The sequence below is a fragment of the Citrobacter sp. CK206 genome, assembly GCF_030333125.1.
Lineage (GTDB): Bacteria > Pseudomonadota > Gammaproteobacteria > Enterobacterales > Enterobacteriaceae > Citrobacter_B > Citrobacter_B koseri.
This window is the reverse complement of record NZ_JAOWGM010000021.1, coordinates 547,072-566,718: the sequence shown is the minus strand read 5'-3', so window position 1 is coordinate 566,718 and position 19,647 is coordinate 547,072. Positions and strand designations below refer to the sequence as shown.

Sequence of the window (19,647 nt, the reverse complement as noted above, 5' to 3'; positions counted from 1 at the left end):
GAATGGAACTCCGAAATAAAAAATTAACCCATGACGAATTCATGACCGAGCGGCATCAGGTATTGCAAACCTGGCATACCGGCAAGGACGTCGAGAATTTTGAAGATGGCGTGAAGTATCAGCAAACCATTCCAGAGAAAAAACGCTTTTCTCACGCCCTGTTAAAAGCCGATCAGGAAGGCAAAACGCTCAGCCAGCCGCGCGCGGGCGTGGCGCTGATGGATGAACACATCGCGCTGCTCAAAACGTTGCAGGAAGAGTGCGATCTGCTTCCCAGCACCATCGATGCCTATACCCGTCTGAACCGTTACGAAGAAGCGGCGATCGGTATTCAAAAATCCATCGAAGCAGGCACCTCTAAGCTGAACGGCCTGCCGGTTGTCAACCACGGCGTTGCTGCCTGCCGCCGGATGACGGAAGCACTGGAAAAACCCATTCAGGTTCGTCACGGTACGCCGGATGCGCGACTGCTGGCGGAAATCGCGATGGCCAGCGGCTTCACCAGCTATGAAGGCGGCGGCATCTCCTACAACATTCCTTACGCCAAGCGCGTCACGCTGGAAAAATCAATCCGCGACTGGCAGTACTGCGACCGTCTGATGGGAATGTATGAAGAGCACGGCATCCGTATTAACCGCGAGCCGTTCGGCCCGCTGACCGGCACGCTGATCCCGCCGTTTATGTCCCACGCGGTCGCCATCATCGAAGGTCTGCTGGCGCTGGAACAGGGCGTGAAGTCGATTACCGTCGGCTATGGCCAGGTGGGCAGCCTGACGCAGGATATCGCCGCCATTCAGTCACTGCGCGAACTGTCCCACGAATATTTCCAGAACTACGGCTTTGATGATTACGAACTGAGCACCGTCTTCCACCAGTGGATGGGCGGCTTCCCGGAAGATGAATCCAAAGCGTTCGCCATTATCTCCTGGGGCGCAGCGGTGGCGGGTATGTCCGGCGCGACCAAAGTGATCACCAAGAGTCCGCACGAAGCCTTCGGTATCCCAACGGCCGCCGCAAACGCCCAGGGGCTTAAAGCCTCTCGCCAGATGCTCAATATGGTCAGCGACCAGAAATTCCCGCCGTGCGCGGCCGTAGAACAGGAAGTCGAACTGATTAAGTGCGAAGTCCGTGCGGTGCTGAAAAAAGTCTTTGAGCTGGGTAACGGCGATGTGGCGCGCGGCACGGTGCTGGCTTTTGAAGCCGGCGTGCTGGACGTCCCTTTCGCCCCGGCCTCCTGTAACGCAGGCAAAATCCTGCCGGTTCGCGATAACTCCGGCGCCATTCGCATCCTTGAAGCCGGTGCGGTTCCGCTGCCGAAAGATATCCTCGCCCTGCACCACGATTACGTCGCTGAGCGCGCCCATTTTGAAGGACGCAAGCCCTCATTCCAGATGGTTGTTGATGACATCAACGCGGTATCCCACAGTCAATTAATAGGAAGACCATAATGAAAATTAAACAGGCCCTTTTCACCGCTGGCTACTCCTCATTCTATTTCGACGATCAGCAGGCGATTAAAAACGGCGCGGGTCATGATGGATTCATTTATACCGGCGCGCCGGTCACGCCCGGCTTTACCTCTGTGCGTCAGGCGGGCGAGTGCATCTCGGTACAGCTGATTCTGGAAAATGGCGCGGTAGCGGTCGGTGACTGCGCCGCCGTGCAGTATTCCGGCGCTGGCGGTCGTGACCCGCTGTTCCTGGCGGAGCACTTTATTCCGTTCCTGAACGATCACATTAAACCGCTGCTGGAAGGCCGTGATGTCGATGCGTTCCTGCCGAACGCCCGCTTCTTCGACAAGCTGCGCATTGACGGCAATCTGCTGCACACCGCCGTGCGTTACGGCCTGTCGCAGGCGCTGCTCGACGCCACCGCGCTGGCGTCCGGTCGTCTGAAAGCAGAAGTGGTTTGCGATGAATGGCAGTTGCCGTGCGTCCCGGAAGCGATTCCGTTATTTGGTCAGAGCGGCGACGATCGCTATATCGCCGTCGATAAGATGATCCTCAAAGGCGTTGACGTGCTGCCGCATGCGCTGATCAACAACGTGGAAGAGAAACTGGGCTTTCAGGGCGAGAAACTGCGTGAGTATGTACGCTGGCTGTCCGATCGCATCCTGAGCCTGCGCACCAGCCCACGCTATCACCCGACGCTGCATATTGATGTCTACGGCACCATCGGCCTGATCTTCGATATGGACCCGGTACGCTGCGCGGAGTACATCGCCAGCCTGGAGAAAGAAGCGCAGGGTCTGCCGTTGTACATTGAAGGCCCGGTGGATGCCGGTAACAAACCGGATCAGATCCGTCTGCTGACCGCCATCACCAAAGAGCTGACCCGCCTCGGTTCCGGCGTGAAAATTGTCGCTGACGAATGGTGTAACACCTATCAGGACATCGTCGATTTCACTGACGCGGGCAGTTGCCACATGGTGCAGATCAAAACCCCGGATCTCGGCGGCATTCATAACATCGTTGACGCCGTGCTCTATTGCAACAAACACGGGATGGAAGCCTATCAGGGCGGCACCTGTAACGAAACCGAGATCAGCGCCCGCACCTGCGTACATGTCGCGCTGGCCGCGCGCCCGATGCGGATGCTGGTGAAACCGGGTATGGGCTTCGATGAAGGTCTCAACATCGTGTTTAACGAGATGAACCGTACCATCGCGCTGTTGCAGACAAAGGATTGAGAAATGGCACGTACATTTAAGATCTTATCGCCGACGGCCATTCTGGGCTATGGCTTCCCGGAAGAGAGCTTTCGCAAAGCGATGGAGGAGTCGCCGGATCTGATCGCCGTTGACGCCGGTTCCTCCGATCCTGGCCCCCACTACCTGGGGGCAGGGAAACCCTTTACCGACAGGGCCGGGGTGAAACGCGATCTGCGCTATATGATTACCGCAGGCGTGAAAAACGACATCCCGGTGGTGATCGGCACTGCCGGAGGTTCCGGCGCGGCGCCGCATCTGGAGTGGTGTCGCCAGATAATCCTTGAGATTGCGCAGGAAGAGAAGCTGTCGTTCTCGATGGCGCTTATCCCGTCAGATGTTAATAAAGCGATCGTTCACCAGGCGCTGGATAACGGCAAAATCACCGCGCTGGATTTCGTCCCGGAACTGACCCACGACGCGATCGACCAAAGCACCTATATCGTCGCACAAATGGGCATCGAACCTTTCCAGCGGGCGCTGAAAGCCGGTGCGCAGGTGGTGCTGGGCGGACGCGCTTACGATCCGGCCTGCTTCGCGGCGCTGCCGATCATGCAGGGCTTTGATGAAGGTCTGGCGCTGCACTGCGGCAAGATCCTTGAGTGCGCGGCCATCGCCGCGACGCCGGGTTCCGGTTCCGACTGCGCGATGGGGATCATTGACGATAACGGCTTTACGCTTAAAACGTTCAATCCAAAGCGCAAGTTCACCGAAACCTCTGCGGCGGCGCACACCCTGTATGAGAAATCCGATCCGTACTACTTGCCGGGGCCGGGCGGCGTGCTGAATCTGAAAGGGTGCAGCTTCAAAGCGGTCAACGAGGGCGAGGTCTACGTCAGCGGTTCCCGTCACGAAGAGACGCCGTACGCGCTGAAGCTGGAAGGCGCGCGTCAGGTGGGCTTCCGCTGTCTGACCATCGCCGGGACCCGCGACCCGATCATGATTGCCAGCATTGACACCATTCTCGAAGAGGTGAAGACCAGCGTGGCGCGTAACCTCTCGCTGAATGATGACAGCATCCGCATGACATTCCACCTGTACGGTAAGAACGGGGTGATGGGCAATCATGAACCGATGCAGAGCGCCGGGCACGAACTGGGCATATTGCTTGACGTGGTCGCGCCGACGCAGGATATCGCCAACAGCGTCTGTTCGCTGGTGCGTTCCACCCTCCTGCACTACGGCTATGAAAACCGGATTGCAACGGCGGGCAACCTCGCCTTCCCGTTCTCGCCTTCCGATATTCAAAGCGGGCCAGTGTATGAGTTTTCAATCTATCACCTGATTGAAGCGAGCGACGCGCTGCAATTTGATTTCCACCTCGAACAGGTGACGCCGGAAGGAGTTCAGGCATGAAACACTCTATTTGCTCACTGGCGCAGGTGATTCGTTCCAAAAACGCCGGACCGTACGAACTGGTTTTAGATATTTTGTTTAAAACCCGGGAAGACTATCAGCGGGTAAAAGCATCGGAACAATTAACGCCGCAGCTTATTGCCCGTTTATATAACGTCGAGCCTGATTTTATTCATCGCATTGTCTGGTTTGATCCGGCAAATGCGGTAAAAATTGTCATGCCGCGCGATATTATTTCCGGCAACGTTGGTGACAATGATGTTTATGGCGCGCAGCAACACGCGCCGCTATTAAGTATTACCTTCGACTTGTAGTCATAACAATACAACAACAGCCATCAGGATACAGGATTTTGCTGTATCACTGTTTTCCTGATTATTCATGCGGTTGGTCATAACAAGCGCGTACCTGAGCGGTTGTCTGCGTTCGGGTATGCGCTGCCCTACACATTATTCTCCAACCATTATCCGATGGAGCAAACATGAAAAAAATAAGTTTAACCAAAATGATCATATTAGGCCTGATACTCGGCATGATTGCCGGGGTGGCCATTAATAATATGGCATCGGCTGAAACAGCAAAATCGTACGCCCAGGACATCTCTATTTTTACCACCATATTTTTACGCATGGTAAAAATGATTATTGCCCCCCTGGTTATTTCAACGTTAGTGGTGGGGATCGCCAAAATGGGCGATGCCAAAACGCTGGGGCGTATATTCTCTAAAACCTTTTTCCTGTTTATTTGCGCCTCATTATTGTCTATTGCGTTGGGTCTGGTCATCGTCAATATGTTCCAGCCAGGCGCAGGCATTAACTTTGTGGCACACGACGCAGGCGCGGTTGCCGCCGTGCAGTCTGAACCCTTCACGCTGAAAGTCTTTATCTCGCACGCCGTGCCCACCAGCATTATCGATGCGATGGCGCGCAACGAGATCCTGCAAATTGTGGTGTTCTCCATTTTCCTCGGTTGCAGCCTGGCCGCCGTTGGTGAAAAAGGCGCCGCCATCGTTAAAGTGCTCGACTCGCTGGTGCACGTCATGCTGAAGCTGACAGGTTACGTGATGCTGTTTGCGCCGCTGACCGTCTTTGCCGCCATCTCCGGTCTGATTGCTGAACGCGGTCTGGGCGTGATGGTCAGCGCCGGGATCTTCATGGGCGAGTTCTACCTGACGCTGGGGATGCTGTGGGCGATCCTGATTGGCCTGTCAACAATGATTGTCGGGCCGTGCATCAGTCGTCTGACCAAAGCAATCTTCGAACCCGCGCTGCTGGCCTTTACCACGTCCAGCTCGGAAGCGGCTTTCCCTGGTACGCTGGACAAACTGGAGAAGTTTGGCGTCTCTTCCAAGATTGCCAGCTTCGTACTGCCTATCGGTTACTCCTTTAACCTCGTCGGCTCAATGGCCTACTGCTCGTTTGCCACCGTGTTTATCGCCCAGGCGTGCAACATTGAACTGAGCATGGGCGAGCAGATCACCATGCTGCTGATTCTGATGCTGACCTCCAAAGGAATGGCAGGCGTGCCGCGTGCGTCAATGGTGGTTATCGCCGCTACCCTCAACCAGTTCAACATTCCAGAAGCCGGTCTGATCCTGCTGATGGGCGTCGATCCGTTCCTCGATATGGGCCGTTCTGCCACCAACGTGATGAGTAATGCGATGGGTGCGGCGATTGTCGGTCGTTGGGAAGGCGAGCACTTCGGCGCAGGCTGCCGTGGCAAAGCACCGGTCAAAACCCCGGAACAGGAGCGCCCGGCAACCGAACACTCAGAAGTGGCGATGTCCTGATACCACAGCGATGCCGGATGGCGCTAACGCTTATCCGGCCTACGGTTTGCGCATTGTTGTAGGCCGGACAGCCGTCCGGCAAAAATAACTTAAAGGTGAGAAGTTAATATGTCTAAACCATTTGTCTGGCAGGAACCGTTTGTTCAAAGCAAAGATACGACGGAATATGAATTACTCAGCGACAAGCACATTACGGTAACGGAGTTAGACGGTGAAGAGGTTATCAAAGTCGCGCCTGAAGCGCTGACTCTGCTGGCCCAACAGGCATTTTATGAAGCCTCGTTTTTCCTGCGCACCGCGCATCTGAAGCAGATTGCCAGCATCCTGCACGATCCGCAGGCCAGCAGTAATGATAAGTACGTCGCGCTGCAACTGTTACGCAATGCCGAAGTCTCGGCGAAAGGCGTACTGCCAAACTGCCAGGACACGGGAACGGCAACCATTGTGGCGAGCAAAGGTCAGCACGTCTGGACAGGCGGCAACGATGCCGAAGCCCTGAGCAAAGGCGTGTACATCACTTTCCAGGAAAATAACTTACGCTACTCCCAGAACGCCCCGCTGGACATGTACACCGAGGTGAATACCCAAACCAACCTGCCCGCCCAGATTGATATCAGCGCGACGCCGGGTGACGAATACCGGTTTCTCTTCGTCAATAAAGGCGGCGGTTCCGCCAACAAAGCGGCGCTGTTTCAGGAAACCAAATCTATTCTGCAACCCGAAAAACTCACCGCTTTCCTGATCGAAAAAATGCGGTCGCTGGGAACAGCAGCCTGCCCGCCCTACCATATCGCTTTTGTGGTTGGCGGATTGTCTGCCGACCAGGCGCTGAAAGTGGCGAAGCTGGCCTCAACCAAATATTACGACACCCTGCCGACCAGCGGAAACGAGCTGGGCCAGGCGTTTCGCGACACGGCGCTGGAAACAACCCTGCTCAATGCCAGCCGCGAGTTTGGCATCGGAGCACAGTTTGGTGGCAAATATTTCGCTCATGATATCCGCGTTATCCGCCTGCCGCGTCACGGCGGCTCCTGCCCCATCGCAATGGCGCTCTCCTGCTCTGCCGACCGCAATATTAAAGCGAAAATCAACAAGCGCGGCATCTGGCTGGAAAAACTCGAACACAATCCGGGAAAATTTATTCCTGAATCCCTGCGCGTGGAAAACAGCGCCCAGACCGTACAGCTCGATCTCAACCGTCCGCTGCGCGAGATCCTGCATAACCTTTCCACGCTGCCTGTCGGCACCCGACTGTCGCTGAACGGCCCGATTGTCGTCGCCCGCGATATCGCGCACGCCAAAATTAAAGAGCGTCTGGATAACGGCGAACCGATGCCGGACTACATGAAAAATCACATTGTTTATTACGCGGGGCCAGCCAAAACGCCGGAAAAACAGGCCTGCGGCTCGCTCGGCCCGACCACCGGCGGGCGCATGGACGGCTATGTTGACGCCTTCCAGGCGGCGGGCGGCAGTTTGATCATGCTTTCGAAAGGCAACCGCAGCCAGCAAGTGACCGAGGCCTGCCACAAGCATGGCGGCTTCAATCTTGGCAGCATTGGCGGCGCCGCCGCGCTTCTGGCGCAGCAGTACGTTAAAAGCTTGCGCTGCCTTGAGTATCCCGAACTGGGGATGGAAGCCGTGTGGATGATGGAGGTCAAAAACCTGCCCGCCTTTGTGCTGGTGGATGATAAAGGCAATAACTTCTTCAGCCAGTTTGAGCAGCAACATCGCTGCGCGACCTGTCCGGCAGGACATTAAGGAGCATTTATGGAAGCGCGAGCCAATACTGACAGGCACCGCCAGCGGCAGCAAAAACTGAAAGAACAGGTGGACACCCGTGTGGCGGCGGCCACGGAACAGAAAGGAGTCCTGATTGTTTTCACCGGGAACGGTAAAGGAAAATCGACGGCGGCCTTTGGCACCGCGACCCGCGCGGTCGGTCACGGCAAAACCGTTGGCGTCGCGCAATTTATCAAAGGTCAGTGGGATAACGGTGAATACAACACGCTGCAACCGCTTGGCGTTGAGTTTCACATTATGGGCACCGGTTTTACCTGGGAGACGCAGGACCGGGAAGCGGATATACAGGCGGCGGAAGCCGTCTGGCAGGAAGGCAGGCGCATGCTCGCCGACCCGCGTTACGATCTGGTGGTGCTGGATGAACTGACATACATGCTGGCTTATCACTACCTGGACACCCAGGACGTGATCGCCGCGATTGTGAATCGTCCTGAACAGCAGAGCGTGATCGTTACCGGTCGCGGGTGTCATACGCAGTTACTGGAACTCGCCGATACGGTCAGCGAAGTCCGCCCGGTGAAGCATGCATTCGATAGCGGCATTCAGGCGCAGGCGGGGATAGACTGGTAGCCGCGCCTTTGCCTGATGGCGCTGCGCTTATCAGGCCTACAGTCCTCACCGTTTGTAGGCCCGATAAGGCCACCGGCCGCAGCCCTCACCGCTTGTAGGCCGGATAAGGCCACTGGCCGCCATCCGGCATCAGCGCTCCACCGCTGAGATTACCGATTTTTGCAGCAGCCAGTCACGGAAGATCTGTAAATACCGGGATTCCGCTTTTTCTTCGCGCCACGTCATAATAAACCGGTTCCCTGTACGCATCGGCACATCGCAGGGAATCACCATCTCACCGTTATCCAGATCGTGCTGGATCGCAAACCGGGGCAATAGCGCCACGCCCAGATTAGAACGCACGGCGGCAATCAGCATCGACAATAAATCAAAGCGCGGGCCTTTATTCACCAGCGGACTGTTGATATCCGACAGCGCGAACCATTCCTGCCAGCCTTTGATGCGCGTACTTTGATGCAAAAGGGGAAATTCATTGAGCAACTCTTCTACGGTCAGTTTTTGATTCGGCTGAGGTAAAAGGCTGCCACTGCATACGGGTAAAATTTCCTCTTCAAATAAATACTCCACCTCTGACCAGGGCGAGCAAAAATCTTCCCGCATAATGGCGGCGTCATACTCACGGTTAAGAAAATCGCCAATATTCGCCAGCGAATGAATATTAACGATAATGTCAGGATTTATTTTATTAAATTCACGTAAATTCGGAATCAGCCAGTGGGTACTGAACGTTGGGTTCACCGCCAGCTCAATGACCTGAACGGTGGGTTGCCAGGTCATTATCGTATTGGTATCGCGTTCAAGTTTGTTAAGTGTTTCTTTAACAATGCTCAGATAATGCTTACCGGCTGCATTTAAAAAAATTCGCTTTTTGGCATGGTTAAATAACGAGGTATGTAAAAAATCCTCCAGCGCATTCACCTGCCGGAACACTGCGCTCTGAGTCAACGCCAACTCTTCTGCTGCCCGGGTATAGCTTTCGTGACGCGCCACCACTTCAAAAGTCACCAGTAATTCGGTCTTGGGTATCTTTCCTCTCATAACGTCTTCCATATGCAGCGTACAAAAATAGTTTAATTTATAAAAAATTAATGCAACCCCTCCAGATTATCCCCGAGAGTTATATTTTATTTTCTCCGCTAATGTCATTGATCCACTCCATGATTTACGCACACTGCCAGTGTTTAAATATTAAGCAATAATACTCAACCCCGACAATAAACACAATTTAAACGCGGTTAATTACAGGCAAATAGTGCTAATAAGTTCTTAATAATTTTTCATGTTAACTTGTTTTATGGAGAAAAAATGTTGCGAGGTGAATCAATATTATTTGTGGTTTATTTAAGGAGGATTTAACACGCGGCATAACAGAAAGCGACTGTTTATGTGTCTGATAATTTTCTGTTCGTCACCTGCTGGCAGGATGATATTAATAACAATAAGCGCGGGTAAACGTTTACCGCAGCAAGATGCTTATTTTCAACACGGTTAAGCGGCAAAACAGGCAAAAAAAAGGTCACCAGAAGGTGACCAACCATGTCGAAAACGGACCAGCCCTGCATCCTTCGCGCTTCAGGTATTCCCCTGTCGCACGAAGGAGTCGGGCCTTATTGCTGCTTTTTGAGAATTACTTCATTACGGCTTTCAGCGCTTCGCCGATATCCGCCAGGCTACGAACGGTTTTCACGCCTGCGGCTTCCAGCGCGGCGAATTTCTCATCCGCCGTACCTTTACCACCCGCGATAATCGCGCCCGCGTGACCCATACGCTTGCCTTTCGGCGCGGTAACGCCCGCGATGTAACCAACAACCGGCTTGGTTACGTGTTCTTTGATGTATGCCGCCGCCTCTTCTTCCGCGCTACCGCCGATCTCACCGATCATCACGATCGCTTCAGTCTGCGGATCTTCCTGGAACAGTTTCAGGATATCGATGAAGTTAGAGCCCGGGATCGGGTCGCCGCCGATGCCCACACAGGTGGACTGGCCGAAACCGTAGTCAGTGGTCTGCTTAACCGCTTCATAGGTCAGCGTACCGGAGCGGGACACGATGCCCACTTTGCCCGGCTTGTGGATGTGGCCCGGCATGATGCCGATTTTGCACTCGCCTGGGGTGATCACGCCCGGGCAGTTCGGCCCGATCATGCGCACGCCCGCTTCGTCAAGCGCGACTTTCACGGTCAGCATATCCAGCGTCGGGATGCCTTCAGTGATGGTGATAATCAGTTTGATGCCCGCGTCGACAGCTTCCAGAATGGAGTCTTTACAGAACGGCGCCGGAACGTAGATAACCGTTGCGGTGGCGCCAGTGGCTTCTACCGCTTCACGCACGGTATTGAACACCGGCAGACCCAGATGCGTGGTGCCGCCTTTGCCTGGCGTTACGCCGCCCACCATCTGCGTGCCGTAAGCAATCGCCTGTTCAGAGTGGAAAGTCCCCTGGCTACCGGTAAAGCCCTGGCAGATAACCTTGGTGTTTTTATCGATTAAAACAGACATTATTTCCCCTCCACTGCGGCAACAACCTGCTGAGCTGCATCCGTCAGACTTTTCGCTGCAATAATATTCAGGCCGCTGTCAGCCAGTTTTTTCGCGCCGAGTTCGGCGTTGTTGCCTTCCAGACGTACGACAACCGGTACGCTAACACCCACTTCTTCTACCGCGCCGATGATACCGTCGGCAATCAGGTCGCAACGGACGATGCCGCCGAAGATGTTAACCAGAACCGCTTTCACGTTGTCATCAGAGAGGATGATTTTGAACGCTTCGGTTACGCGCTCTTTGGTCGCGCCGCCGCCTACGTCGAGGAAGTTAGCCGGTTCGCCGCCGTGCAGTTTAACGATGTCCATCGTGCCCATCGCCAGACCTGCGCCGTTAACCATGCAGCCGATGTTGCCGTCCAGCGCCACGTAGTTCAGTTCCCACTGCGCCGCCTGCGCTTCACGCGGGTCTTCCTGAGACTGGTCGCGCATTTCGCGCAGATCCGGCTGGCGGAACAGCGCGTTGCCGTCAGCGCCCAGTTTACCGTCGAGACAGATCAGATCGCCTTGTTTAGTGATCACCAGCGGGTTGATTTCGATCAGCGCCAGATCGCGCTCAAGGAAAATGGTCGCCAGACCCATAAAGATCTTCGTAAATTGCTGAACCTGCTTACCTTCCAGACCCAGTTTGAACGCCAGTTCACGGCCCTGATACGGCATTGGGCCCGCCAGCGGATCGAGGGCGATTTTGTGGATCAGGTGCGGGGTCTCTTCCGCCACTTTTTCGATTTCCACGCCGCCTTCGGTGGAGGCCATAAAGACCACGCGGCGGGAACTACGGTCAACAACCGCGCCAAGATACAGCTCTTTATCGATATCGGTCGCCGCTTCAACCAGAATCTGGTTGACCGGTTGACCGTTAGCGTCTGTCTGGTAGGTCACGAGGCGTTTACCCAGCCAGTGTTCCGCGAACGCGCGAATCTCTTCTTTGCTGTTAACAACCTTCACACCGCCCGCTTTGCCACGGCCGCCTGCGTGAACCTGACATTTTACTACCCACGGACCCGCGCCGATTTTTGAAGCGGCTTCTTCTGCTTCACGCGGAGTAGTACAGGCATAACCCACCGGCGCCGGTAAGCCATAGCGGGCAAAAAGTTGTTTTGCCTGATATTCATGTAAGTTCATGTGTTCTGTCCATCCTTCAGGTAATCGTTATCTTTAAACCTGTAGGCCTGATAAGACGCGGCTGCGTCGCCATCAGGCATCTCACCAGCGCCTTATCCGGCCTACAGGGCAGGTGACACTAAAAAGTGACTACACGTCCAGCAGCAGACGCGTCGGATCTTCCAGCAGCTCTTTAATGGCGACCAGGAAGCCCACTGATTCACGACCATCGATCAGACGGTGATCGTAAGACAGCGCCAGGTACATCATCGGCAGGATCTCAACCTTACCATCCACCGCCATCGGACGATCTTTGATCGCATGCATGCCGAGGATTGCGCTCTGCGGCGGGTTGATGATCGGGGTAGACATCAGCGAGCCGAACACGCCACCGTTGGTGATGGTGAAGTTACCGCCGGTCAGATCGTCCACCGTCAGCTTACCGTCACGCCCTTTCACGGCCAGTTCTTTGATTTTTTTCTCGATATCCGCCATGCCGAGGGTATCGACATCACGCAGTACCGGCGTTACCAGACCACGCGGCGTGGAAACCGCCATGCTGACGTCGAAGTAGTTGTGATACACCACGTCGTCGCCATCAATGGAGGCGTTCACTTCCGGGTAGCGTTTCAGCGCTTCAACCACCGCTTTCACGTAGAAGGACATGAAGCCCAGACGAATGCCATGACGTTTTTCAAACGCGTCGCCGTACTGCTTACGCAGATCCATGATTGGCTTCATGTTGACTTCGTTGAACGTGGTCAGCATCGCGGTGGAGTTTTTCGCTTCCAGCAGACGCTCGGCTACGCGCTTGCGCAGACGGGTCATCGGGACGCGTTTTTCACTGCGAGCGCCAAGCGCAGGCTGTGCGGCAGGCGCGGCTTCCGGCTCTTTGGCTTCCACTTTCGCCGGTGCCTTCGCCAGATGTTTTTCCACATCTTCGCGCGTGATGCGACCGCCTACGCCCGTGCCTTTGATGGCGCTGGCGTCGAGGTTATGTTCACCCAACAGACGGCGGATCGCCGGGCTGAGGGCATCGTTGTTCTGCTCGGATAGCGACGCCTGCTGGCGCTGAGCCGGTGTAGACGCTTTCTCTTCGGATTTGGCGCTGGTCTCTTTACCGGAGCTGTTGCCTTCACGCAGGCGACCCAGGATCTGGCGAGACGTTACCGTCGTACCTTCATCTTCCAGAACCGCATCCAGAATGCCGTCAGCCGATGCCGGTACTTCCAGTACCACTTTGTCAGTTTCGATTTCTACCAGCACTTCATCACGCTGGACACTATCGCCCGGTTTTTTGTGCCAGGTCGCAACGGTTGCGTCCGCTACGGACTCAGGCAGGTCGGGAACAAGAATATCTACGCTACTCATTATTTATCCTTTAATTAATCGACGTTCAGCGCGTCATTAACCAGATCTTGTTGCTGTTTCTGGTGAACGGACAGATACCCTACCGCCGGAGAGGCGGAGGCCGGGCGACCTGCGTAACGCAGAGCAGACCCAAATGGAATCACTTCACGGAAATGATGCTGACTACAGTACCATGCGCCCTGGTTGAGCGGCTCTTCCTGGCACCAGACAAAATCATGTACGTGGGCGTACGGTTTCAGCGCTTCCTGAACCGCTTTGTGCGGGAACGGGTAGAGCTGTTCAATGCGCACAATGGCGACATCTTTCTGATCGTTTTTACGGCGTTGTTCCAGCAGGTCGTAATAAACCTTACCAGAACACATCACCACGCGCTTCACGCCTTGCGGATCGAGCTCATCAACCTCGCCAATCGCTGGCTGGAAGGCGCCGTTGGCCAGTTCGTCCAGGCTGGAGACCGCCAGCGGATGACGCAGCAGCGACTTCGGCGACATAACGACCAGCGGACGGCGCATACCGCGCAGCGCCTGACGACGCAGCATGTGGTAAACCTGCGCCGGAGTGGACGGGACGCAAACCTGCATGTTTTGCTCAGCGCAAAGTTGCAGATAACGTTCCAGACGCGCGGAGGAGTGCTCCGGCCCCTGCCCTTCGTAGCCGTGCGGCAGCAGCATCACCAGGCCGCACATCCGCCCCCATTTCTGCTCGCCAGAGGAGATGAACTGATCGATCACCACCTGCGCGCCGTTGGCGAAGTCGCCGAACTGCGCTTCCCAGATGGTCAGGGTGCGCGGTTCAGCGGTCGCATAGCCGTATTCGAACGCCAGCACCGCTTCTTCAGACAGGACGGAGTCCCAGACGCGGAAGGTGCCCTGACCGTTATGAATGTGCTGCAACGGCGTATACGTGGAACCATTTGCCTGGTTATGAATCACCGCATGACGGTGGAAGAAGGTGCCGCGACCGGAGTCCTCGCCGGACAGACGCACCGGAATCCCCTCATCAACCAGCGTGGCGTAGGCCAGCGTTTCCGCGCCGCCCCAGTCGAACAGCTTCTCGCCAGCGGCCATCGACTGACGATCGCCGTAAATTTTGGCGACGCGCGACTGCATTTCTACCGCTTCCGGCACCGTGCTGATGCGTTTAGCCAGTTCCTGCAAACGCTTCATTTCCACCTTGTTCGGGTAGCTCTCATCCCATTCATGGTTGAGGTACGGCGACCAGGTGAAGGAGTGCATGTTCATCGGACGCCACTCTTTCACCACGCATTCGCCTGCATCCAGCGCATCGCGGTAGAGGTTGACCATTTCAGTGGCGTCTTCCAGCGTAGCGACCTTGTCCGCTTCCAGCTTGTCGGCGTAGAGTTTACGCGGCGTCGGATGCTTTTTGATTTTCTGGTACATCAGCGGCTGGGTTGCGCTCGGCTCGTCGGCTTCGTTATGGCCGTGACGGCGGTAGCACACCAGATCGATGAAGACATCGCGTTTAAAGGTGTTACGGAAGTCCAGCGCCAGACGGGTAACGAAAGCCACCGCTTCCGGGTCATCCGCGTTAACGTGGAAAATCGGCGCCTGAACCATCTTGCCAATGTCGGTGCAGTATGGGGTGGAACGCGCATCCAGCGGGTTGGAGGTGGTAAAGCCCACCTGGTTGTTGATGACGATACGCACCGTACCGCCCACTTCGTAACCACGCGCCTTGGACATGTTCAGGGTTTCCTGAACCACGCCCTGGCCCGTCACTGCGGCGTCGCCGTGAATGGTGATTGGCAGCACTTTATTGCTGCTCGGCTCATCCAGACGATCCAGACGGGCGCGCACGGAACCGATCACCACCGGGCTGACGATTTCCAGGTGCGACGGGTTAAACGCCAGCGCCAGGTGAACCAGACCGCCTTCGGTTTCGATATCAGACGAGAAGCCCATGTGGTACTTCACGTCGCCGGTGCCGAGGTGTTCTTTATGTTTGCCCGCAAATTCGTCGAACAGATCCTGCGGTTTTTTACCCAGCACGTTGACCAGCACGTTCAGACGACCACGGTGCGCCATACCCAGCACCACTTCGCGGGTGCCGCTGTTGCCCGCATGGCGGATCATCTCTTTGAGCATCGGGATTAACGCATCGCCGCCTTCCAGCGAGAAGCGTTTCGCCCCCGGGAATTTCGCCCCCAGATAACGCTCCAGCCCTTCGGCGGCGGTCAGTTCGTTGAGGAAGCGTTTTTTCTCTTCCGCGCTGAAGGCGGCGCGGCCGGATTCGATACGCTGCTGAATCCAGCGTTTCTCTTCGGTGCTGGTGATGTGCATATACTCGGCGCCAATCGGGCCGCAGTATGTTTGTTTGAGCGCGGAAATAAGTTCGCCCAGCTTCATCGTCTCTTTGCCAATCGCAAAAGAACCTACGTTAAAGCTTTCCTGGAAATCGGCCTCTGTCAGATCGTGGAAAGAGGGGTCCAGATCCGCCACGTTTTCTTGTTCCCACAGTCCCAGCGGATCGAGATTCGCATGCTGGTGACCACGGAAACGATAAGCGTTGATAAGTTGCAGGACTTTGACCTGCTTCGTATTGGTGTCAGGGTCGGAAATCGAAGAAGAGTAACGTGAGGCATCCTTCGCCAGACGACGGAAATAATCACGCGTTTTTGAATGGAATTGATCCGGTTTGACTCCGGTGCCAGGTAACTGCTGGAACGTCGAACGCCAGTTAGCGTCTACCGAGTCAGGATCGGTTAAGAAGTCTTCATAGAGCTGTTCTATCCAGCTCTGGTTTGCGCCAGAGAGGTAAGAAGAGTCCAACCAGGCTTTCAAAGCGCTGTTCTGCATCGTGATCCCTTAAGCATTCTGTATGCTTACTTCGCCGTGGATACTACCACGCACATTGCTGTGCGTGCCGGGGTTCACTTGCGAGCTCTTCTCTGTGTAGCGGCTCGCGAAGGAACCTTTAGAAACTGTCTAACCATCAGGGCAGTTTTTAAAGGTTTCCTGCATTTCAAACCGGTGGTGGCCCCGTAGACCTGATAAGCGTAGCGCCATCGGGCAATATATGCCGGATGACGACGCCAACGTCTTATCCGGCCTACGGGACTGTCATTTACTGCGCTTACCGGCGTTATTATTTACGCACTGCGTTGCAACAACATCGACTTAATATGGCCGATGGCGCGCGTCGGGTTCAGCCCCTTAGGACATACACTGACGCAGTTCATGATGCTATGACAGCGGAATACGCTGAATGCATCGCTCAGGTCTTCCAGGCGGCTGTCGGTCTCGGTATCACGGCTATCGATCAGGAAACGATACGCTGCTAACAGACCTGCCGGGCCGATAAACTTATCCGGGTTCCACCAGAACGACGGGCACGACGTTGAACAGCACGCACAAAGAATACACTCATACAGCCCATCGAGTTTTTCACGCTGCTCGGGCATCTGTAAATGCTCACGAGCGGGTGGATTTTGCCCATTATTCAATAAGTAAGGCTTAATCTTCTCATATTGTGCGTAGAATTGCCCCATGTCTACCACCAAATCGCGGATAACCGGTAAACCGGGCAGCGGACGGATAACAATCTTCTTACCCGGCTGGTGTAGCGCCGAAACCGGCGTAATACACGCCAGGCCGTTTTTGCCGTTCATGTTCAGGCCATCTGAACCGCACACGCCTTCACGGCATGAGCGACGGAAAGAGAGGCTGGGATCTTTCTCTTTCAGCTGCATCAGCGCATCCAGCAGCATCATGTCACGCCCTTCTTCGCCTTCCAGGGTGTAATCCTGCATACGCGGAGCGTCATCAACATCCGGGTTATAGCGATAAATCGAAAACTCGAGTTTCATTTTCCTGTCTCCGCATTAGTAAGTACGAATCTTCGGCGGGAATGCCGGGCGCAGTTTCGGTTCCATATTGACGCTACGACGCGTCATGGATTCCGTCTCTGGCAGATACAGGGAATGGCACAGCCAGTTTTCATCATCGCGATCCGGGAAGTCGAAGCGGCTATGCGCGCCACGGCTTTCGGTACGGAAGTTGGCGGATACCGCAGTTGCGTAAGCCGTTTCCATCAGGTTGTCCAGCTCCAGACACTCGACGCGCTGGGTGTTGAACTCGCTGGAGGTGTCATCCAGACGGGCGTTTTTCAGACGCTCACGGATCACCTTCAGTTGCTCAAGCCCTTTCGCCATCGCGTCGCCTTCACGGAATACCGAGAAGTTGTGCTGCATACATTCCTGCAACGCTTTACGGATAACCACCGGATCTTCGCCGTCACGGTTGTTGTTCCAGCGGTTGAGACGTTCCAGAGAGGCCTCAATGTCAGACTCGCTGGCGTCACGCAGCGCGCCCTGCTCGGCGATGGACTCCTGCAAATGCAGACCGGCCGCACGTCCGAAGACCACCAGGTCAAGCAGCGAGTTGCCGCCCAGACGGTTAGCGCCGTGTACGGATACGCAGGCGATCTCACCCACCGCGAACAGACCAGGAATCACCACGTCTTCGCCCTGCTCGTTCACGGTCAGCGCCTGACCGGTCACTTTGGTCGGGATACCGCCCATCATGTAGTGACAGGTTGGAATAACCGGGATCGGCTCTTTAACCGGGTCAACGTGCGCAAAGGTACGGGACAATTCGAGGATACCCGGCAGACGGGATTCGAGTACTTCTTTACCCAGATGGTCGAGCTTCAGTTTCGCGTGCGGCCCCCACGGGCCGTCGCAGCCGCGACCTTCACGGATTTCGATCATAATAGAACGCGCGACCACGTCACGACCGGCCAGGTCCTTCGCGTTCGGGGCATAGCGCTCCATAAAGCGCTCGCCATGTTTATTCAGCAGATAACCGCCTTCACCACGGCAGCCTTCTGTCACCAGCACGCCCGCGCCCGCAATGCCGGTCGGGTGGAACTGCCACATTTCCATATCCTGCACCGGAACACCGGCACGCAGCGCCATACCCACGCCGTCGCCGGTGTTGATATGAGCGTTAGTGGTGGACTGGTAAATACGGCCTGCGCCGCCGGTCGCCAGCACGGTTGCGCGCGCTTTGAAGTAGACCACTTCGCCGGTTTCGATACACAGCGCGGTACACCCCACTACCGCGCCATCCTGGTTTTTCACCAGATCCAGCGCATACCATTCAGAAAAAATGGTGGTGTGGTTTTTCAGGTTCTGCTGGTACAGCGTGTGCAACAGCGCGTGACCGGTACGGTCAGCCGCTGCTGCGGTACGCGCCGCCTGTTCGCCGCCGAAGTTTTTCGACTGGCCGCCGAACGGACGCTGATAGATACGGCCATCGTCAAGACGGGAGAAAGGCAGCCCCATGTGCTCCAGTTCCAGAATCGCTTCCGGGCCGGTTTTGCACATATATTCAATCGCGTCCTGGTCGCCGATGTAGTCCGATCCTTTTACGGTATCGTACATGTGCCATTCCCAGTTATCTTCATGGGTATTACCGAGCGCCACGGTGATGCCACCTTGTGCGGATACGGTATGGGAACGGGTTGGGAAGACTTTGGAGAGCAGCGCACAGGTCTGGCCGCTCTGGGAAATTTGCAGCGCTGCGCGCATACCTGCGCCGCCTGCGCCAATAACAACAGCATCAAATTCTCTGACTGGCAGTTTCATTACACACCCCACACCACAACAAATCCATAAATGACGTAAACCACCAGCGCAACAACGATTGCCAGCTGTAGCACAAGGCGCAGGGCCAGAGGTTTAACGTAGTCGGTCAACACCTGCCACATGCCGATCCAGGCATGAATCAAGATGGAGAAAAGTGCCAGCAGGGTGAAGACTTTGGTGAATGCCGATGAGAAGAAACCGCTCCAGACATCAAAGGTCAGCTCGCCGCTTATTGCGAAAAAGCCCACCATATAAACGATGTAGAGGGTCAGAACGATAGCGGTAGCACGGACCAGGATGAAGTCATGTACGCCATTGCGTCCTAATGCGGAGGCGTTGCTTACCATACGAGGACTCCTGCGAGAAGTGAAAGCACGACAGTGATAACAAAAGAGATTTTGGCTGAGCGTTTACCCGCTTCGAATGTTTCTTCCAGATAGCCAAAATCCATCATCATGTGACGAATACCGACCACGACGTGATACGCCAGCGCGGTGAGGATGCCCCACATAATAAATTTAACAAAGAAGCTCCCCATGATGGCGGATGCCTGCTGGAATCCTTCAGGGGAAGAGAGGCTGGTGCCCAATAACCACAACAGAATCCCGACCGCCACGAAGGTGATCACTCCAGAAACGCGATGGAGAATGGACGCTATCGCCGTGATTGGGAACCGGATCGTTGTCAGATCCAGATTGACAGGTCTTTGTTTTTTCACATTTCTTATCATGAATAACGCCCACATGCTGTTCTTATTATTCCCTTTGGACTTCGGGTACAGAGGGTGAATCTACCTGTAGC

16 protein-coding genes are annotated in these 19,647 nt (G+C 55.4%); 7 read left to right on the top strand and 9 right to left on the bottom strand.

Annotation, left to right across the window (positions count from 1 at the left end; all coding sequences use genetic code 11):
- The first annotated feature begins 2 nt into the window (after positions 1–2).
- From OGX81_RS05710 to cobO, 7 genes are all read left to right on the top strand, one after another.
- Positions 3–1,448, top strand: a complete 1,446-nt coding sequence (locus OGX81_RS05710; RefSeq protein WP_012133259.1) for a methylaspartate mutase subunit E — start codon at positions 3–5, stop codon at positions 1,446–1,448.
- Positions 1,448–2,689, top strand: a complete 1,242-nt coding sequence (locus OGX81_RS05705; RefSeq protein ID WP_012133260.1) for a methylaspartate ammonia-lyase — start codon at positions 1,448–1,450, stop codon at positions 2,687–2,689. The genes OGX81_RS05710 and OGX81_RS05705 overlap by 1 nt, the downstream gene beginning before the upstream one ends.
- A gap of 3 nt (positions 2,690–2,692) precedes the next feature.
- Entirely contained in the window at positions 2,693–4,063 is a 1,371-nt protein-coding gene (locus OGX81_RS05700; protein WP_104868911.1) for an acyclic terpene utilization AtuA family protein, read from the top strand.
- Positions 4,060–4,377: a DUF4387 domain-containing protein gene (locus OGX81_RS05695; RefSeq protein WP_012133262.1), complete on the top strand. Its 318-nt coding sequence runs from the start codon at positions 4,060–4,062 to the stop codon at positions 4,375–4,377. The genes OGX81_RS05700 and OGX81_RS05695 overlap by 4 nt, the downstream gene beginning before the upstream one ends.
- Positions 4,378–4,544: 167 nt before the next feature.
- Positions 4,545–5,852, top strand: coding sequence for a dicarboxylate/amino acid:cation symporter (locus tag OGX81_RS05690; protein ID WP_012133264.1), 1,308 nt, complete (start codon positions 4,545–4,547; stop codon positions 5,850–5,852).
- A 108-nt stretch (positions 5,853–5,960) separates the two neighbouring features.
- Positions 5,961–7,613, top strand: a complete 1,653-nt coding sequence (locus tag OGX81_RS05685) for a class I fumarate hydratase (RefSeq protein ID WP_071259700.1) — start codon at positions 5,961–5,963, stop codon at positions 7,611–7,613.
- Between the two features lie 9 nt (positions 7,614–7,622).
- On the top strand, positions 7,623–8,225 hold the full coding sequence (cobO, locus tag OGX81_RS05680; protein ID WP_012133266.1) for a cob(I)yrinic acid a,c-diamide adenosyltransferase: 603 nt from the start codon (positions 7,623–7,625) through the stop codon (positions 8,223–8,225).
- 129 nt (positions 8,226–8,354) lie between these two features.
- Here cobO and OGX81_RS05675 read toward each other — a convergent pair whose 3' ends face one another.
- The 9 genes from OGX81_RS05675 to sdhC form a co-directional block, all read right to left on the bottom strand.
- Complete coding sequence (locus tag OGX81_RS05675; RefSeq protein ID WP_024130527.1) at positions 8,355–9,263, bottom strand: LysR family transcriptional regulator; 909 nt, start codon at positions 9,261–9,263, stop codon at positions 8,355–8,357.
- A 589-nt stretch (positions 9,264–9,852) separates the two neighbouring features.
- Positions 9,853–10,722 carry a succinate--CoA ligase subunit alpha gene (sucD, locus tag OGX81_RS05670; protein WP_012133270.1) on the bottom strand — a complete coding sequence of 290 codons (870 nt, stop codon included), beginning with the start codon at positions 10,720–10,722 and terminating at the stop codon, positions 9,853–9,855.
- Complete coding sequence (gene sucC, locus OGX81_RS05665) at positions 10,722–11,888, bottom strand: ADP-forming succinate--CoA ligase subunit beta (RefSeq protein ID WP_012133271.1); 1,167 nt, start codon at positions 11,886–11,888, stop codon at positions 10,722–10,724. The genes sucD and sucC overlap by 1 nt, the downstream gene beginning before the upstream one ends.
- 129 nt (positions 11,889–12,017) lie before the next feature.
- Positions 12,018–13,238, bottom strand: coding sequence for a 2-oxoglutarate dehydrogenase complex dihydrolipoyllysine-residue succinyltransferase (odhB, locus tag OGX81_RS05660; RefSeq protein ID WP_286487532.1), 1,221 nt, complete (start codon positions 13,236–13,238; stop codon positions 12,018–12,020).
- Between the two features lie 14 nt (positions 13,239–13,252).
- The gene (gene sucA / locus OGX81_RS05655) at positions 13,253–16,054 is read right to left on the bottom strand and encodes a 2-oxoglutarate dehydrogenase E1 component (RefSeq protein WP_012133275.1); all 2,802 of its coding nucleotides are present in this window, start codon (positions 16,052–16,054) and stop codon (positions 13,253–13,255) included.
- A gap of 293 nt (positions 16,055–16,347) precedes the next feature.
- Complete coding sequence (gene sdhB / locus OGX81_RS05650; RefSeq protein ID WP_012133276.1) at positions 16,348–17,064, bottom strand: succinate dehydrogenase iron-sulfur subunit SdhB; 717 nt, start codon at positions 17,062–17,064, stop codon at positions 16,348–16,350.
- Between the two features lie 15 nt (positions 17,065–17,079).
- On the bottom strand, positions 17,080–18,846 hold the full coding sequence (sdhA, locus tag OGX81_RS05645; protein WP_012133277.1) for a succinate dehydrogenase flavoprotein subunit: 1,767 nt from the start codon (positions 18,844–18,846) through the stop codon (positions 17,080–17,082).
- Positions 18,846–19,193, bottom strand: a complete 348-nt coding sequence (gene sdhD / locus OGX81_RS05640; protein WP_012133278.1) for a succinate dehydrogenase membrane anchor subunit — start codon at positions 19,191–19,193, stop codon at positions 18,846–18,848. Before sdhD ends, sdhA begins: the two co-directional genes overlap by 1 nt.
- A complete protein-coding gene (gene sdhC / locus OGX81_RS05635) occupies positions 19,187–19,591 on the bottom strand; it encodes a succinate dehydrogenase cytochrome b556 subunit (protein WP_047458089.1) in 405 nt (134 codons plus the stop codon). Before sdhC ends, sdhD begins: the two co-directional genes overlap by 7 nt.
- Between the last annotated feature and the right edge of the window lie 56 nt (positions 19,592–19,647).